This is a genomic window from Acidovorax sp. sic0104, from assembly GCF_019219095.1.
Classification (GTDB): Bacteria; Pseudomonadota; Gammaproteobacteria; order Burkholderiales; family Burkholderiaceae_C; genus Acidovorax.
In genome coordinates, this window is the sequence record NZ_JAHUWH010000005.1 from 158,630 (window position 1) to 176,677 (window position 18,048).

The 18,048-nt window shown below is 61.3% G+C and carries 16 protein-coding genes; 14 read left to right on the forward strand and 2 right to left on the reverse strand.

The features are described from left to right. Window positions 1-76: 76 nt before the first annotated feature. Entirely contained in the window at window positions 77-634 is a 558-nt protein-coding gene (locus KW835_RS10485; RefSeq protein ID WP_218382315.1) for a MarR family winged helix-turn-helix transcriptional regulator, read from the reverse strand. Window positions 635-776: 142 nt separating this feature from the next. Between KW835_RS10485 and recA the strand changes: the two genes are divergently transcribed. Then, window positions 777-1,838, forward strand: coding sequence for a recombinase RecA (gene recA, locus KW835_RS10490; RefSeq protein WP_218382316.1), 1,062 nt, complete (start codon window positions 777-779; stop codon window positions 1,836-1,838). 92 nt (window positions 1,839-1,930) lie between these two features. Beyond that, entirely contained in the window at window positions 1,931-2,383 is a 453-nt protein-coding gene (gene recX / locus KW835_RS10495; protein WP_218382317.1) for a recombination regulator RecX, read from the forward strand. 37 nt (window positions 2,384-2,420) lie between these two features. Here the strand turns inward: recX and argC are convergent, their stop codons facing one another. Next, window positions 2,421-3,353, reverse strand: a complete 933-nt coding sequence (gene argC / locus KW835_RS10500; protein WP_218382318.1) for an N-acetyl-gamma-glutamyl-phosphate reductase — start codon at window positions 3,351-3,353, stop codon at window positions 2,421-2,423. 201 nt (window positions 3,354-3,554) lie between these two features. Here argC and sucC point away from each other — a divergent pair, with 201 nt between their 5' ends. The 12 genes from sucC to KW835_RS10560 all read left to right on the forward strand — a co-directional run bounded on the left by sucC (window position 3,555) and on the right by KW835_RS10560 (window position 18,037). Further along, window positions 3,555-4,715 carry an ADP-forming succinate--CoA ligase subunit beta gene (gene sucC / locus KW835_RS10505; RefSeq protein ID WP_218382319.1) on the forward strand — a complete coding sequence of 387 codons (1,161 nt, stop codon included), beginning with the start codon at window positions 3,555-3,557 and terminating at the stop codon, window positions 4,713-4,715. Between the two features lie 15 nt (window positions 4,716-4,730). Further along, window positions 4,731-5,627, forward strand: coding sequence for a succinate--CoA ligase subunit alpha (gene sucD / locus KW835_RS10510; RefSeq protein ID WP_218382320.1), 897 nt, complete (start codon window positions 4,731-4,733; stop codon window positions 5,625-5,627). A 148-nt stretch (window positions 5,628-5,775) separates the two neighbouring features. Continuing rightward, entirely contained in the window at window positions 5,776-6,459 is a 684-nt protein-coding gene (locus tag KW835_RS10515) for a TerC family protein (protein ID WP_218382321.1), read from the forward strand. Between the two features lie 197 nt (window positions 6,460-6,656). Next, window positions 6,657-9,332 (forward strand): serine/threonine-protein kinase, encoded by a 2,676-nt coding sequence (locus tag KW835_RS10520; RefSeq protein ID WP_339385531.1) that lies wholly within the window; start codon window positions 6,657-6,659, stop codon window positions 9,330-9,332. A 17-nt stretch (window positions 9,333-9,349) separates the two neighbouring features. Continuing rightward, complete coding sequence (locus KW835_RS10525) at window positions 9,350-10,138, forward strand: Stp1/IreP family PP2C-type Ser/Thr phosphatase (protein WP_218382322.1); 789 nt, start codon at window positions 9,350-9,352, stop codon at window positions 10,136-10,138. 43 nt (window positions 10,139-10,181) lie between these two features. Continuing rightward, window positions 10,182-10,835, forward strand: a complete 654-nt coding sequence (locus KW835_RS10530) for an FHA domain-containing protein (protein ID WP_218382323.1) — start codon at window positions 10,182-10,184, stop codon at window positions 10,833-10,835. Window positions 10,836-10,941: 106 nt separating this feature from the next. Beyond that, window positions 10,942-13,158, forward strand: coding sequence for a CHASE2 domain-containing protein (locus tag KW835_RS10535; protein WP_218382324.1), 2,217 nt, complete (start codon window positions 10,942-10,944; stop codon window positions 13,156-13,158). A gap of 14 nt (window positions 13,159-13,172) precedes the next feature. Beyond that, entirely contained in the window at window positions 13,173-13,967 is a 795-nt protein-coding gene (locus tag KW835_RS10540; protein ID WP_218382325.1) for an MBL fold metallo-hydrolase, read from the forward strand. A 141-nt stretch (window positions 13,968-14,108) separates the two neighbouring features. Then, window positions 14,109-14,546: a pilin gene (locus tag KW835_RS10545; protein WP_218382326.1), complete on the forward strand. Its 438-nt coding sequence runs from the start codon at window positions 14,109-14,111 to the stop codon at window positions 14,544-14,546. Window positions 14,547-14,650: 104 nt separating this feature from the next. Beyond that, window positions 14,651-15,106 carry a pilin gene (locus KW835_RS10550; RefSeq protein ID WP_218382327.1) on the forward strand — a complete coding sequence of 152 codons (456 nt, stop codon included), beginning with the start codon at window positions 14,651-14,653 and terminating at the stop codon, window positions 15,104-15,106. 49 nt (window positions 15,107-15,155) lie between these two features. Continuing rightward, the gene (locus tag KW835_RS10555; protein WP_218382328.1) at window positions 15,156-17,162 is read left to right on the forward strand and encodes a lipopolysaccharide assembly protein LapB; all 2,007 of its coding nucleotides are present in this window, start codon (window positions 15,156-15,158) and stop codon (window positions 17,160-17,162) included. Next, window positions 17,159-18,037, forward strand: a complete 879-nt coding sequence (locus KW835_RS10560; protein WP_218382329.1) for a glycosyltransferase family 2 protein — start codon at window positions 17,159-17,161, stop codon at window positions 18,035-18,037. The genes KW835_RS10555 and KW835_RS10560 overlap by 4 nt, the downstream gene beginning before the upstream one ends. The last annotated feature ends 11 nt before the right edge of the window (window positions 18,038-18,048 follow it).

An 18,048-nucleotide genomic window follows, 5' to 3' on the forward strand; every position in this document is an offset into this window, starting at 1 on the left:
GCCGACACGGCGCCATCCATGGCAGCGCCAGGGGGCAAGTGCGTGGCCGCGAACGCCCGCAGCCCGCGGGACACCTTCAGCCCGCGCGGTCGCGGACCAGCCATTGCGCGTCGCCACCTGCGTAGGCCTCCAGCCCGATGGCCACCACCGTCGCCACTTCGTTGCCCACTTCGCTGCGGAACTCAGCCTCGGCCTGAGCCACCGCGTCGTGGAATGCCTGCAGCCATGCCAGCCCCGTGGGTGTGAAGGACACGCGCCGGGCGCGCGCATCGCGCGGGTCGGCCTCGCGCGTGACCAGACCCCAGGCTTCGCACTGGTCGACCAGGTTGGCCATGGCCTGCTTGGTCATGCCGGCACGCTGGGCCAGGTCGGTCAGCCGGTCGCCCGAAAGCGCCAGGTGGCGGGTGATGTGCACATGCGCTGCCGTCACCTGGTCGCGCGCTGCGAGGTTGGACAGCGCCAGCGGTACCTCCACGTTGTGCGCCATGAGCTCCAGCACCCGCGCGTCGAAGCGACGCATCGCATGCCCCAGCAGACGACCGAGGTGGGTCTGGCGCCAGCCGTCGTCGGCGCGGGCCCAGGCAACCCCGGACGGAGGGTGGGCAGGGGTGCTGGGCGGGGAGCTTTCGGCCATGCCACATTGTCAGGCAAACTGACTAAATACCACTTGGTTTTGGCGAAACAGGTCGCATAAACTACTGTTCAAGCATCCAGCCTGTGATTAACCGCAGAACGGATGCAACCATCCAACCCGTTGTTTTTACTAGGAGTTTTTCATGGACGTCGCAGTCAAAGGCACCAACCCCGCAAACACCGAAAAGGCCAAGGCGCTGGCGGCTGCGCTGGCCCAGATCGAAAAACAGTTCGGCAAGGGCACGATCATGCGCCTGGGCGAAGGCGAGGTGATCGAAGACATCCAGGTGGTATCCACCGGCTCGCTGGGCCTGGACGTGGCCCTGGGCGTCGGCGGCCTGCCCCGCGGCCGGGTGGTCGAGATCTACGGCCCGGAATCGTCGGGCAAGACCACGCTCACGCTGCAGGTCATCTCCGAGATGCAAAAGCAGGGCGGCACCTGCGCCTTCGTCGATGCAGAGCACGCGCTGGACATCCAGTACGCCCAAAAGCTGGGGGTGCACGTGCCCGACCTGCTCATCAGCCAGCCCGATACCGGTGAACAGGCGCTGGAAATCGTGGACAGCCTGGTGCGCTCGGGCGCGGTGGACCTGATCGTCGTGGACTCAGTGGCCGCGCTCACGCCCAAGGCGGAAATCGAAGGCGAAATGGGCGACTCGCTGCCCGGCCTGCAGGCCCGCCTGATGAGCCAGGCGCTGCGCAAGCTCACGGCCACGATCAAGAAGACCAATTGCATGGTCATCTTCATCAACCAGATCCGCATGAAGATCGGCGTGATGTTCGGAAGCCCCGAAACCACCACCGGCGGCAATGCGCTCAAGTTCTACGCCTCGGTGCGCCTGGATATCCGCCGCACCGGCACCATCAAGAAGGGCGACGAAGCCATCGGCAACGAAACCAAGGTCAAGGTGGTCAAGAACAAGGTGAGCCCGCCCTTCAAGACCGCCGAGTTCGACATCCTGTTCGGCGAAGGCATCAGCCGCGAGGGCGAGATCATCGACATGGGCGTGACGGCCAAGATCGTGGAGAAGTCGGGCGCCTGGTATGCCTACAACGGCGAGAAGATCGGCCAGGGCCGCGACAACGCCCGCGAGTTCCTGCGCGAGAACCCCGATCTGGCCCGCGAAATCGAGAACAAGGTGCGCGAAGGCTTGGGCGTGGCCTTGCTGCCCGCAGCGCTGGTAGCCGGCGCGAGCGACGAGTAAGCCAGACCGAAAAAGCGCGAATTCTCAAGAAAATAGCCCGCTACCGCTTGATTGGCAAGCGGCTTTAGCTATTAATACAATAGCAACCGGCCATGGGTTTCACCACACTGTCGCTCAAAGGGCGAGCGCTGCGGCTGTTAAGCCAGCGCGAACACTCGCGCTGTGAACTGCAGCGCAAGCTCAGCCCCCATGTGCAGGAGGGCGACGACCTGGCGGCCCTGCTGGACGACCTGCAGGCCCGCGATTTCATCAGCCAGGACAGGGTGGTGGAGTCGGTGCTCCACCAGCGCGCCAGCCGCCTGGGCGCCAGCCGCATCCGCCAGGAACTGCAAGCCAAGGGGATCGACGCTGACGCCGTGCAACATGCGCTCGCCCAATTGCAGGACACCGAATGGGTCCGCGCGTACGCCGTATGGCAGCGCAAGTTCGGCGCAGTGGCCGAAGACCCACGGCAGCGCGCGCGGCAGGTACGGTTTCTGATGACGCGCGGGTTCTCCAGCGAGATCACATCGCGCGTAGTGCGCGGCGAGGCGCCGGAGGTTTAGGCCACCAGCAACGGGTCGCCCGAGCGCAGAGAGCCCCTCAGAGCCCCAGCATCAACTTGAGGTTCTGCACGGCGGCACCGCTGGCGCCCTTGCCCAGGTTATCAAGGCGCGCGATCAGCACGGCGTGGCGATGCTCTTCGTTCGCGAACACGCGCAGCTCCAGCTTGTTGGTGTCGTTGAGGGCGGTGGCGTCGAGCTTCCCGTCGGCCGTGGGGGGCAGCACGCTGACCCACTGCTCGGACGTATTGCTCTTGGCATAGTGCGCCGCCAGCGCGTCGTGCAGGTCGGCCGCCTTGGGCGCGCCGGGCAGCTGGTCCAAGTGCAAGGGCAGCTGCACCAGCATGCCCTGGCGGAAGTTGCCTACCGATGGCACGAAGATGGGCCGGCGGGTGAGGCCGGTGTAGCGCAGGATCTCGGGCAAGTGCTTGTGCTGCAGTGTGAGCGCGTACGCCTCGAACAGCGCAGCGGTGCCTGCTTCGTACGCTTCGATCATGGTGCGGCCGCCGCCCGAATAGCCGCTCACCGCAGGCAGCGCGAGCGGAAAGTCCTTGGGCACCAGGCCCGCATCCACCAGGGGGCGCAGCATCGCTATCGCGCCCGTGGCGTAGCAGCCGGGGTTGGATACCCGATCCGCCTGCGCCACAGCCTGCGCCTGCCCTGCGGCCAGTTCGGGAAAGCCGAACACCCAGCCCGGCGCGGTGCGGTGCGCGGTGCTGGCATCGATGATCTTGATCCTGCGGCCAGTGCTTTGCGTGATGCCGTCCACCATCGCCACGGTGTCGCGAGCAGCATCGTCGTGCAGGCACAGCACCACCAGGTCCACGCCCGCGATCAGGTCGCGCTTGGCGGAAGGGTCCTTGCGCAGCTCAGGCGCGATACTCACCAGCTCGACCTGCGGCATGGACTGCAGGCGCTCACGGATCTGCAAGCCCGTGGTGCCGGCTTCGCCATCGATAAAGACTTTGGACATGAGTTGCTCCTGCAAGAAAGGCGGCGAGATCACCGCTGGAAACAAGGTGGATCCCCACGGGGTGACCCTGGGGTCGTCAGGTCTGCACAAGGATGGTGCGTTGCAGCATGATACAGTCGCGGGTTGCCATGTCCCAAGCCCGCGGCCAGACAAATGTTCATGGCAAACGGGTAACTACCACCCTTCCCTGAGAGAGACCTCATGAAGATTCACGAATACCAAGGCAAGGAAATCTTGCGCAATTTTGGTGTGCCCGTTCCGCGTGGCATTCCCGCATTCACGGTGCAAGAAGCCGTCGAAGCAGCCCAGAAGCTCGGCGGCCCCGTGTGGGTCGTGAAGGCCCAGATCCACGCCGGTGGCCGTGGCAAGGGCGGCGGCGTGAAGGTTGCCAAGACCATTGACGACGTCAAGAAGCTGGCCGGCGACATCCTGGGCATGCAGCTCAAGACCCACCAGACCGGCCCTGAAGGCCAGAAGGTCCGCCGCCTGTACATCGAAGACGGCGCCGACATCAAGAACGAACTGTATGTGTCGCTGGTCACCGACCGCGCCACGCAGAAGGTCGCCCTGATCGCTTCGAGCGAAGGCGGTATGGACATCGAGGAAGTGGCCCACTCCACGCCCGAGAAGATCATCACCGAGATGATCGATCCGCTGACCGGCATCACCGAAGCGCAGAGCCGCAAGGTGGCAGCAGCCATCGGCCTGACCGGCGCTTCCATCGACCAGGCTGTGGACATCTTCGCCAAGATCTACAAGTGCTACATGGAAACCGACGCGTCGCTGGTGGAAATCAACCCGCTGAACTGCGACTCCAAGGGCAACCTGATGGCCCTGGACGCGAAGTTCAACTTCGACGCCAACGCGCTGTTCCGCCACCCCGAAATCGTGGCCTTCCGTGACCTGGACGAAGAAGATCCGGCCGAGGTGGAAGCCTCCAAATTCGACCTGGCCTACATCAGCCTGGATGGCAACATCGGCTGCCTGGTCAACGGCGCCGGCCTGGCCATGGCCACCATGGACACCATCAAGCTGTTCGGCGGCGAGCCTGCCAACTTCCTGGACGTGGGCGGCGGTGCCACCCCCGAGAAGGTGACTGAAGCCTTCAAGATCATGCTGAAGAACCCCAAGGTCGAAGGCATCCTGGTCAACATCTTCGGCGGCATCATGAAGTGCGACACCATCGCCACCGGCGTGATCACCGCCTGCAAGGCCGTGAACCTGAACGTGCCGCTGGTCGTGCGCATGAAGGGCACCAACGAAGAGCTGGGCAAGAAGATGCTGGCCGAGTCCGGCCTGCCCATCATCGCTGCAGACACCATGGCCGAAGCCGCGACCAAGATCGTTGCTGCCGTCAAGTAAGCCCGGAGAACACACATGTCGATCTACATCAACAAAGACACCAAGGTCATCACCCAGGGCATCACGGGCAAGACTGGCCAGTTCCACACCGAAAAGTGCCAGGAATACGCGAACGGCAAGAACGCCTTCGTGGCAGGCGTGAACCCCAAGAAGGCCGGTGAGTCGATCTTCAACATCCCGATCTACGCCTCCGTCAAGGAAGCTGCGACGCAGACCGGCGCGACCGTGTCGGTGATCTACGTGCCGCCTGCAGGCGCTGCCGCCGCGATCTGGGAAGCCGTCGAAGCCGATCTGGACATGGCCATCTGCATCACCGAAGGCATCCCTGTGCGCGACATGCTGGAAGTGCGCAACAAGATGAAGGCCAAGGAAGCTGCCGGCGGCAAGAAGACCCTGCTGCTGGGCCCCAACTGCCCTGGCCTGATCACGCCCGACGAGATCAAGATCGGCATCATGCCCGGCCACATCCACCGCAAGGGCCGCATCGGCGTCGTGAGCCGTTCCGGCACGCTGACGTACGAAGCCGTGGCCATGCTGACCGAAGTGGGCCTGGGCCAGTCGAGCGCCGTGGGCATTGGTGGCGACCCCATCAACGGCCTGAAGCACATCGATGTGATGAAGGCTTTCAACGACGATCCCGATACCGACGCCGTGATCATGATCGGCGAAATCGGCGGCCCCGATGAAGCCGAAGCCGCCCAGTGGTGCAAGGCCAACATGAAGAAGCCTATCGTGGGCTTCATCGCTGGCGTGACCGCACCTCCCGGCAAGCGCATGGGCCATGCGGGCGCCCTGATCTCCGGCGGTGCCGACACGGCCGATGCCAAGCTGGCCATCATGGAAGAGTCGGGCTTCATCATCACCCGCAACCCTTCGGAACTGGGCAAGCTGCTCAAGGCTCAGCTCAAGTAAGCAGCCACACATCGGCGAGGGCATTCGTAAGCACAATTACGGACGCCTGCCGCCATCAGGCCAGATAAACTGGCCACTCCAATAAAAAGAGAAGCGCTCGGAACCCTGGTTCCCGGCGCTTCTTGCATTCATAACAGTGGAGTTCAGTATGGAGTTCGTGCAAAGTGCCGATTTCTGGATCGGCCTGATGAAGATCGTCTGGATCAACATCATTCTTTCGGGCGACAACGCCGTGGTCATCGCCCTCGCGGCCCGCTCGCTCCCCCCGCATCAGCAAAGAAAAGCAGTCTTCTGGGGCTCTGGCGCGGCCGTGGTGCTGCGGATTTTGCTGACCGTCGTTGCAGCCAAGCTGCTGGAGCTGTCGTTCCTGCAGATCATCGGCGGCTGCCTGCTGCTGTGGATCGGCTTTCAGCTGCTCAGCGATGACGAGGAGGACGAGGGCGAGTCCAAGACCTACGGCAGTCTCATGGCCGCCGTGCGCACCATCCTGATCGCCGATCTGGTGATGAGCCTGGACAACGTGATCGCCGTCGCCGCGGCCGCCCACGGCAATGTGGTGCTGCTGGTGCTGGGCCTGGCCATCAGCATTCCACTCGTGATCTTCGGCAGTACGTTGATGATCAAGCTGATGGAGCGCTTTCCCGTCATCGTGCTGCTGGGCGCCGCCCTGATCGGCTGGGTGGGCGGTGAAACCATTGCCAACGACGCCGCCTTGCACGGCTATGTGGTGGCGCACCCCTCGCTGCACTACGTGGCGGCCGCCCTGGGCGCGGCGCTCGTCGTCGGCGCGGGCAAGTTCTGGGCCCATCGCTCCCGCAAAGCCGCCGCCTGAGCCGCAGGCACACACGCCACGTGTGTGACAAAAATGGCAGCGGATCGCTGCCATCTTTTGCGGGCGCGACAAGAACGGCACCACAGGCCGACCAAGACACTGCGCCCGGCACCGGCGGGCCACGAAAAGCATCGTTCACCGTTGGGCGCGGATATTGCTTCGAAGTTGCTCCATTGATCAGAGCGGAACGATAGCAAGTGGGACGAACAACCTCGGGACGGCAACGCGGCACCTGGCGTACCGACGGTTTTCTGGCCGTTCTGATGGCGGCCGCAGCTACTGCGCTGCTGGCCGCCAGCGGCACTGTCACCCAGCTGGAAAACCGGCTCTATGACACCGCAGTCAGCACTTCGTCGCAGCCCCCGTTGGCAGAGATCGCCATCGTTGGTATCGATGACGCCAGCATCAAGGCCCTGGGCCCCCAGCCCTGGGCCCGCGACGTGTATGCCCAGGTGGTTGACCGGCTGGCCGCGGCGGGCGCCAAGACGATCGTACTGACGGACCCCTTCTTCGAGCCCCAGTCTGATCGTGGCCTCGCGCACGTCCGCAAGATCCGGGAGGCGCTGGCGCGCAGTGGCGACACATCTGCCGCAGCCGTCGAGATTGCCCGCCTGGGCGCTGAAGCTGAAAGCAGCCTGGACACCGATGCTCGCCTGGCCGCAAGCATGGAGCGGGCAGGAAATGTGTTTCTGGTGTCACGCTACACGCCCGCTCACACGGGCGCCGTCCCCCCACTCCCTCCCTTTGCCCAGCGCAGCGCGTTGCAGGACCCCGGAGCCCTCGCTGCCTCTGCGGCGATGGGGCAGCATCCCATCGAAACGCTGGGTGCAGTGGCGGCGGGAGTAGGCCACCTCGCAACGGAAGCAGACGCGGATGGCGTCGTGCGGCAGGTGCCTATGCTGTTGCGCCACGGACAGTCTGCAATGCCGTCCCTTGCCGTGCTGGCAGCACGCCACAGCCTGCACCTGGGCCCCGGTCAGGTCCGCGTCGACGGCGGAGCCACAGGACTCCGGCTGGGGGGCTTGCACGTCGCTACCGATGCCCTTGCAAGACTGCGCCCAAGATTCCCTGCGCCTGGCGAGGGTGCGGCTTCCGCCTTCCCATTGACCTCCTTGACCCACGTGATCCAGGGCCGATTCGCACCGGGCAGCGTCAAAGACAAGATCGTTCTGGTGGGAGCAATGAGCGACGCACTCGCCGCTTCGCTGGCCCTGCCCGGCGGACACAGCGCGTACCCGGTCGAAGTGTTGGCGCACGTGATATCGGCCATCCGCCAGGGCCACAGCGTGGAGCGCCCCGCATGGGCTGGCGCCATGCCATGGGGTAGCGCACTGGCCGCGTTGCTGTTGGCGGCCCTGGTGCTTGCGTGGTTCCCCCGTCGCACGGCCTGGGTGATCACCGGCGGACTGGCGGTGGCATTGGTGGGCCTGGAATGGGGCCTGCTGCGCTACACGGGCTCATGGGTTCCCATGCTGAGCGGTGCAGCGGCGCTGCTGCTGGCGGCGCTCGCGTTCGTGGCCCTGGGGCTGCGCGGCTCGGCGGGCTCTGCGCAGTCGTCCGAGGCCGCGGAGACGGACCGCATGATGGGCCTGGCACTGCAGGGCCAGGGACAGCTCGACATGGCGTTCGAGCGCCTGCGCAAGGTGCCGCCGAGCGACGCCCTGCTGGACAATCTGTACCACCTGGCCCAGGACTTCGAGCGCAAACGCGACCTGGCAAAGGCCAAAGCCGTCTACAAGCACTTGCTCCAGCACAACCGCGAGTACAAGGACGCCCGCAGCCGCTACAAGAAGGTGCGCGCACAGTTGCAGGCCGCCGACGCGCCCGCGAGCACGCCTTCTGGCGCGCCCTCGTCGCTGCCGCCTCAGATGCCCAGGCTGCCAGGGGATGCGGGCTCGGTGATTCCGATGCTTGGCCGCTACCAGATCGTCAAGGAAATCGGCAAGGGCGCGATGGGCGTCGTTTACCAGGGCCGGGACCCCAAGATCGGCCGTGTGGTGGCAATCAAGACGCTGGCGTTGAGCGAAGAGTTCGAGGGCGACGCACTCGTGGACGCTCGGGCCCGCTTCTTTCGCGAGGCCGAGACGGCGGGGCGCCTCCAGCACCCTCACATCGTGACCATTTTTGACGCCGGTGAAGAGCACGATCTGGCTTACATCGCCATGGAGTTCCTCAAAGGCACAGACCTCGCCGACGCCTGCCGTCCCGATCAGTTGCTGCCGGTCGCTACCGTACTCTCCATTGCCGGCCGCGTGGCCCAGGCCTTGGACTACGCCCATGCGCACCAGGTGGTGCACCGCGACATCAAGCCCGCCAACATCATGTACGACAGCGCGACGGACACCGTGAAGGTGACGGATTTCGGCATCGCGCGCATCACGGACTCAAGCAAGACGCGCACCGGACTTGTGTTGGGCACGCCCAGCTTCATGTCGCCGGAGCAGTTGGCTGGCAAGAAGGTGGACGGCAGATCTGATCTTTATTCGTTGGGTGTCGCGCTGTTTCAGCTGTTGACGGGCTCGCTGCCGCTACGGGGCGAGTCGATGACGGAGCTCATGCACAAGATCGCCAATGTCGAGGCTCCCGATGTCCGCCAACTGAGGCCTGATCTAACGCAGGCGGTGGCGAGCGTGGTGGCGACCGCATTGCACAAGCGCCCTGAGGCGCGCTACCAGACAGGCCGACAGTTCGCCGAAGATCTGCATCGGGCGGGCTTCGGAGCTGGACAAACGGGTGCGGCGCAGGCAGGGGCAGTCGTCTATGATGCGGACCGCGATGCAACAGGGCATGAAATGGTGGATTTTCAGGAAACCGTGATGGAGCCACCCGCGGGGCGGGGTGCGGCGTCCCCACCGATTTCTAGCGCCCGATGACGCTCGCCCCAACATCCATGACCTACGAATTTTTCGCGCGGACTGACAAGGGTCGCGTGCGTACGAACAATGAAGACGCGGTCGCCGTCGACCGCGATGCGCAGGTCGCCATCCTGGCCGATGGCATGGGAGGCTACAACGCGGGCGAAGTGGCCAGCGGCATGGCCACCACCTTCATCCGCACCGAAATGTCCAGATGGCTCGCCCAGGCCGGCACCACCCCGCAAACCACCGATGTGCGGCGGGCACTGGAGATCTGCGTGGAGAACGCCAATCACGCCATCCTGGGAGCATCGCTGTCCAACCCCCAATACGCGGGCATGGGAACGACGCTGGTGGTGGGTGTCTTCCATGGCAGCCGCCTTATCTTGGGCCACATCGGCGATTCCCGCTGCTACCGCTTGCGTGATGGTGCAATGCAACAGATCACGCGCGACCATTCCTGGCTGCAGGAGCAAGTCGATGCCGGCCTTCTGACGGCCCAGCAGGCGGCGCTGTCCACCAACCGCAACCTCGTCACCCGTGCGCTGGGGGTGGAGCCTAACGTGATGATGGAAGTCAACGAATTCCAGGTAGCGCCCAACGACCTGTTCCTATTGTGCTCGGACGGGCTGACCGACATGGTGGCCGACGCGGATCTGGCCGAACTGGTCCGTGCGCCGATCTCCCTGGAGGAAAAAGCCACACTGCTCATCGACACCGCCAATGCGAACGGCGGGCGTGATAACGTGAGCGTGCTGCTGGTACAGGCTGCGGCAGGGGGCAAAAAACGCAGCCTTGTGTCCCGATTGCTCGGAGCCGCTTGAACGGCCCCAATACAACAATTACTCATCACATCAGGAGTGGATCATGCCCAGAATGATCGTTTCAATCGACGGCGTCGTCATCAAGGAAGTGCAACTGACCAAGGAGCGCACGACGCTCGGCCGCCGGCCCTACAACGACATCGTGATCGACAACCTCGCGGTGAGCGGGGAGCATGCCGCGATCCACATGCTGGCGCAGGATGTGGAGATCGAGGACCTGGGCAGCACCAACGGGACTTATGTGAACGCCAAGGCCGTCAAGCGCCAGGAACTGCGCAACGGCGACACCATCGAGGTGGGCAAGTACAAGATTCGCTTCCTGCACGAAGCCGAAGGCCAGAACTTCGAGAAAACCATGATCTTCAAGCCGGGGATGGTGCCGCCTCTGGGCACCGCATCCCGGCCAGCGCCGCTGGGCGCAGCGCCTGCCACCCCGATCACCGCCATCATCCGCGTGATGTCCGGCGCTGCGGCGGGGCGTGAAGTCTCCCTGCAGAAGGTGGTCACCACCATCGGCAAGCCAGGGGTTGCCGTCGCATCGATCACCAAGCGGCACCAAGGTTTTGTGCTGGCCCATGTCGAGGGCCCGGACACCCCGCGGCTCAACGGCACGTCCATCGGTGGCTCACCCGTGCCGCTCAAGCACGGCGACCGGCTGGAGTTGGCCGGAACCGAAATGCAGTTCGAACAAACCTGATCGCTGTGCCGGGCCCCGCGCCCGCCGGGCGGTCCAGCCAGGCTTCTCGCCTTCGCCATCTGTGAGACACAGGCTCTCGCATCTGTTCAAGCGCCACGGGCGTCGCATGGCGGTCACGTTGATCCCGCTGGTGTTCGCCCTGCTGCACATCTCCGGAGTGCTCCATCTCCAGGTGCTGGAGCGGCTGGAAAACATCATCTACGACACCCGGCTGCGCGCCACGATGCCCCGGACGCTGGATGAGCGCATCGTCATCGTCGATATCGACGAAAGAAGTCTGGAGCGCCTGGGGCATTGGCCTTGGGGGCGAGACAAGATGGCGGCCCTCACCCACGAGCTGTTTGAGCGGCAGCAGATTGCAGTACTGGGTTTTGATGTCCTGTTCGCAGAAGCGGACGGTAGCTCGGGCCTCAAGAGCCTGGAGCGACTGGCGCAGGGGCCGTTGCACGATCAAGTCGCATTCCAGAGGCAGTTGGCGCGACTGTCCCCGTCGCTGGACTACGACGCGTTGTTCGCCAAGTCGCTCCAGGGTCGGCCTGCTGTCCTGGGCTACTACCTCACCAATGGACGCGACAGCAGAACGAAGGGTGTTCTGCCGCCACCGGCCTTGCCCGAAGAGCGGCTGCGCAGTTTGCCGCTGAAGGCGACCTCTTGGGACGGATTCAGCAGCAACATCGCGGAGCTCGCCGCAGCAGTGCCCGTCGCGGGATTCTTCAACTCGATCACCGACGACGACGGCGTTGTTCGCTCCCTGCCTCTGCTGGCAGAGCACGACGGCAAGTACTACGAGTCGCTGGCCCTCGCGATGTACCGTACGGCTGTGGGACTGCCAGAGGTCCACCCCGGATTTGCCCTGGCCCGGCCCGAGGGCGACCACGACATTCTCCAGAGCATTCTGTTGCAACAGGACGGGCGCGCGCTCCCGCTGCCTGTGGATGACCGGCTGACCACACTCATTCCCTTTCGCGGGCCGGGCGATGTCCATGGCGGATCCTTTCGCTATGTTTCCGCGGCCGATGTTTTCGATGGCAAGCTCCCTCCCCAAAGCCTGGCAAACCAGCTGGTACTGGTGGGCTCCACCACGCCCACGCTGCTGGATCTGCGCGTGACACCTGTCGGCCGCACCTATCCGGGTGTGGAGACCCACGCCAATATGTTGTCCGCATTCCTGGACGGAAAGAGCATCGTGCGGCCCGACTACGTCGTGGGCTTCGATGCAGTTCAGCTGATGGCTGCCGGATTTTTGCTGGCTGTCGCCCTGCCGGCGCTGTCCGCCGCGTGGGCCGTGCTGCTGAGTCTGGGGGTGGTTGCAGCGCTGGCTGGCGCCAACCTCTGGCTGTACCTTGCCCACGGCCTGGCCATGCCCCTGGCTACCGCCATCGTGATGGCCGTGCTGGCGTTCTCCCTGAACATGGTCTACGGCTACTTCGTCGAAAGCCGTTCCAAGCGCGAGTTGGCGGCGCTCTTCAGCACCTACGTCCCGCCCGAACTGGTGGAAGAAATGGTGAAGGAGCCCGACAACTACAGCATGCAGGCCGACATGCGCGAGCTCACCGTCATGTTCTGCGACATACGGGGCTTCACTACGCTGTCGGAGCGCATGGAGCCCGTGCAGCTGCAGGCCTTGCTCAACACCTTGTTCAGCCGCTTGACCCGGGCTATACGCAAGCAGCGCGGCACCATCGACAAGTACATGGGCGATTGCGTGATGGCCTTCTGGGGAGCGCCTGTCGCCGCCCCGGACCACGCGCGGTGTGCCATCGAAGCTTCGCTCGCCATGGTGCAGGCAGTGCATGTGGTGAACGAAGAACACAAAGCGCAAGGACTGCCCGCCATCGGCGTGGGCGTGGGGCTCAACACCGGGCCGATGTGCGTGGGTGACATGGGCTCCGACGTGCGCCGCAGCTACACCGTGATTGGCGACGCGGTCAACCTCGGCTCAAGACTGGAGGGCTTGTGCAAGGTCTACGGAGTGGAAGTCGTCGCGAGTGAAAGCACGCGCGATCAGGTGCCGGACTTTGCCTGGCTGGAGCTCGATCGTGTGCGCGTCAAGGGCAAGGAACAATCCATCGCGATATTCCACCCGCTTGGCATCAGGGCGAATCTGTCCGAGAGCAGTCTGCAGGCCATGACGCGCTGGCACGAATGGCTCTCCGCATTCCGTGCGCAAGACTGGGCGCAGTGCGAGCACCTCTGGCCGGACGTTCAGGCCACACTGAAGTTTGAACACCTGCTGGCGTTCTATTCACAGCGCTTGCAGGAGCAGCGAGTGTTACCCTACGACCCTGACTGGAATGGCACCACCCATTTCGACACCAAGTAACAGGACCCATCACCATGCAAGTGCGCGTGCTCGGCTGTTCTGGCGCCATCGCAAAGGATTGCCGCACCACGTCATTCCTGATCGAGAGCCACACACTGATCGACGCCGGCACCGGGGTGGGGGACCTCACGCTCGAAGAAATGCAGGCGGTGGATGACGTTTTCCTCACGCATTCGCACCTGGACCATATCGCTGCATTGCCCCTGATGCTGGATGCAGTGGCCTCCCGCCGCACCGCACCGCTGCGATTGCACGCGCTGGCCGAGACGCTTGCCGCACTGCAGCAGCACATCTTCAATGGCGTGATCTGGCCCGATTTCAGCCGTATTCCCAGCCCTTCGGATCCCTTTGTGAAGTACTGCCCGCTGAAAGTGGGGGAGCGCCTGAACGTGGCGGGAGTGGGCATCGAGGTCCTTCCAGCCCGCCACACGGTACCGGCTGTCGGGTACGCAGCCTGCGGAGCCAACGGCTGGTGGGTCTTCAGCGGCGACACCGGTGGCAACTGCCCCGAATTCTGGCACCGCGTCAACCAACTACCGCTGGCTGCACTTGTGATCGAAACTGCATTCAGCAACCGGGAGAGCACCCTGGCACGCAACGCACAGCACCTGTCGCCCATGACACTGGCCGATGAACTGGCGCACCTGTCCGCCAAGGCCTGCCCCATCTACATCACGCACACCAAGCCGTCCGAATCGGAACTGATCATGCGCGAATGCCGCGAGTGGGACGACGCCGGCACCGCCCCCGGAGGGCACATGGGGCATGACATTCAATGGTTGTACGCCGGCGATGTGCTCACAATCTGACACACAGGGGCGACAAAGTTGTCACCTTCGTTACCTTTCGTAGTGCCTCACACCCTGACAAGCCCCGTCAAGCCAGCTGGCACGCCATATGCTTATACGAAGGCGTCCGACAACTTTCCGTTAACCTCCAAGGAGTGACTTATGAAGCGTAGCCTGCAAAAGGGTTTCACACTGATCGAACTGATGATCGTGGTGGCGATCATCGGTATTCTGGCCGCCATCGCGCTGCCTGCTTACCAAGACTACACCATCCGTACGCAAGTGTCTGAAGGCATGAGCCTGATGGGTGGCGCGAAGAATGGCGTGGCTGATTTCTGGTCTGATAAGGGCCGCTTCCCAGGTAACAACGCATCCGCTGGCGTAGCCTCGAGCGGCTCTATCGTCGGCTCTTATGTTTCTGGTGTGGCGGTTGCCGCTGATGGTGTCATTACTGCCACATTTAGCGCCACCACGCGCAAGGCAAACACCAAGATCGACAATGGTACTTGCACCTTGACCCCCGTTGATAATACGGGCAGCTTGACTTGGGTAGGCTCATGCAGCTTTGATCGCAAGTGGCGTCCGAACGCATTCCGTTGATTTCAGTCAGCGGATGGACGTTACAGTCCATGCGGAAAAACCCGGCATGGCCGGGTTTTTTTTTGGCCAGTCTGGAGTACATCGTTCTTAGTAAGAGAGGCGCCATGAAACAACTACAGACAAAAACGTTTGCGCGTCACGCGGCGGGTGGTTTCACACTGATTGAGCTGATGATTGTTGTGGCCATCATCGGAATTCTGGCAGCGATTGCGTTACCAGCTTATCAGGACTACACCATCCGCACGCAGGTATCAGAGGGGATGACGCTGATGTCACGACCCAAGGAAGGTATCTATCAGTTCTGGAGCACACGTGGCGCTTTTCCCGCCAACAACACGTCGGCAGGGATTGCATCTGCGGCTTCGCTGCGGGGATCTTATGTTGAAAGTATTAGCATTGGCACGGGCGGAGTGATCACCGCCATCTATGGAGGAAAAGCCAACACGAACATCACCGGGCAGAATTGCACCTTGACACCTATCAGCAACGGCGGGAGCTTGACCTGGCAAGGGCAGTGCAACTTCGCGAACAAATGGCGGCCTACCGCCTTCAGGAGCTAGCGCGATAGTGCCGCATCTATTTACACCTCCACCACCGGCATTGCGTCGGTTGGCATTGCTCAATCGCATTGCATTTGTAGCCGCCTTGGCCGCAAGCATTGTGTGCCTTTACCTCGCGTATGCCTTGGCCCAAAACCTGACTTGGCAGTTTGATGACTATGCAAATCTGAAGACGCTTGCGGAAGCGAGCAATGCTGCCGGCGTCATCAACTTTGTATTTGGAGGAACATCAGGCCCTCTTGGTCGCCCCCTGTCCCTTGCGACTTTCTTGGCAAGCTACGACGATTGGCCCACCAATCCCTGGGGGATGGTGCAACTGACCTTGGTGGTCCATGCCATGAATGGAGCATTGATATTCTTACTGTTGCGCCGGATGCTAGTCTACCCGCCTGTTGCCAAGGTGGTGGGAGTGCATTCGCAATGGTTAGCGCTCGCAACGGCGATCTTGTGGTTATGGCTTCCCATTCATGCGAGCAGTGTCCTAATGCCTGTGCAGCGCATGACACATGTGTCTGCCTTTTTCTCGCTGCTGGCGCTCTACGGCTTTGTCGTCATGCGTCAGCTGCAAGGTGGAAAGATCCCGGGTTTTCGTGGAATGCTGCTGATCAACCTGTGGTTGGCAACGACGATATTTTTGTCTATTTTGGGCAAGGAGAATGGAGCCACGGCACTCACTTTCTCATTCTTGATCGAAATTTTCTGCTTTTATCCAACATGGAAGCGTCAGAAAATAGAAATCTCCAACTTAGTTTGGCGCGCCTGGATTTTTTTTGCCGCCAGCGCTGTGGCCGCTGCATTGCTGGTATATGTTTTCTCTTATTGGACCGTACTGGGCCAAGTGTTTGAGTTGTATCGAGGCTATCAATGGAACGAGCATATCGCCACACAGTGGGTGATTTCACTGGAATATCTTCGACAAATCATAATACCGCGCTCCGCACTTCTTGGCCCCTTTCACGATAACCACAGACTATATGGCTGGACTGACGCACCACCCTACGTAGCCATAGTTGTCTGGGGGGCGTTGCTGTGGTACTCCGCACAAGTTGGTCGTAGCCAGAAATATAGCATTGGTATCCGAGGACTGGGATGGGCTGGTTTTGCCGCAATTTTGTGGTTTTTTGCCGGACATCAGCTGGAGTCCACTTTCATACCTTTAGAGCTATACTTCGAGCATCGGAATTATTTGGCAAGCCTAGGCTTTTGTTTATTTTTCGTACTGGCATTAAATCATTTTTGGACAGCCGCGTATCGCAAGGTGGTGCCGTGCACTTTAGCACTGGTTTATGCAGCCTTCATTGTCACTTCACTCGTGCAGCTCACTTCATTGTGGGGTCAACCTTTGCTGGCCAATGATTTGTGGCAGAAGAACAACCCTCAATCGACCCGTGCCGCACAGGCAGTAGCTCAGAATCTATTTGATTTGGGATATCAGAAGGCAGCGTTTGATTTTTCTGATGAATTTATCAGGGAACAGCGCTCACTGGACATGGCCATACTACTGATGCCCGAGCGATGCCAAAATCAAAGCGAAGTAGAGCAGGCGAGGAGTTTTAAGCAGATCCAGGATTTGGTATCGAAACTCCAGGCACCGGGCGGCATACCTACCGGGCTGGCAAAATTTGGCGGAGCTGTTCGAAATGGCAAGTGCTCGAGACCCAAAGAGAATGAATACGAAGCGCTTCTGAGAGAAATTCTCGAACGCCCCCAAGTCAATCATTCGCCGAAAGTTCGTCATCATGTCTATTACGAGCTAGCACTGATGGCGAAGCAACGCAATGACCCAAACGAATATATTGACTATTTAAAGAAGGCCTTCTGGGACTACCCAACCATTTCATTAGCACAACTCGTTTCCGCAATGCTATTCAAGGAGCAACGCATAGAAGAGGCGATCGCATGGATCGATGAGGTGGTGGACAACGCACCGAACGCTGCATTACATACAGCATGGCGTGATACCTTGCAAAGCATGCGGCGCGCACTTACCGATATTAAACAGTCGCTGGACGGCCCATCTTTTCCGCCGGACGCGCAGCAGCTTCCCTCACAATGATTTCACAATCGATGGATATATCAGTTGTTTTGCCTGCGAAGAATGAAGAAGCCGCCATTGGAGCTACTGTCTCAGGCGTGGTGAATTTCATATCCCGAAGTGCCCTTAGAGGAGAAGTCATTGTTGTCGATGATGGCTCATCTGATGCAACCGCACAAATTGCTCAACAGGCAGGGGCCCGAGTAGTGAAGCACAATTACAGCAAAGGAAATGGCGCAGCCATAAAGACGGGGGCCCGCGCTGCGACTGGAGAAATCATTGTATTCATGGATGCCGATGGTCAGCACAACCCTGCAGATATACCTCATCTTTTGGCGGCCATAGCCCAAGGCCATGACTTGGTTGTTGGGGCGCGCCAAAAGGGATCTCAGGCAAGCGTAGGACGCCATGTAGCAAACTCTTTATATAACCGCCTAGCTTCCTGGATGACGGGGCATCGCGTAGAGGATTTGACATCCGGTTTTCGGGCTGCGCGAGCTCGCATGTTCCGAGAGTTTTTGTATATGTTACCCAATGGGTTTTCATATCCAACAACTTCCACAATGGCCTTCTTTAGATCCGGCTATTCAGTGGCTTACGTCCCAATTCATGCCGCAACTCGTATCGGCAAGAGTCACATTCGCTTGATACGCGATGGTTTACGGTTTTTTCTCATAATCTTCAAGATTGGCACCCTGTTTTCCCCACTAAAGATATTTGCCCCAGTGGCTTTTATCATGTTCGCATTCGCATCGAGTTGGTACGGGTGGACATGGTGGCACGAGGGGCGGTTTACCAATATGAGCGCCTTGCTGTATACCGGTAGTGTAATGGTTTTTTTGATGGGATTGATTTCCGAACAAATCACCACGCTGATGTATCGAGATCGAGATTAGCACGGTGCTGA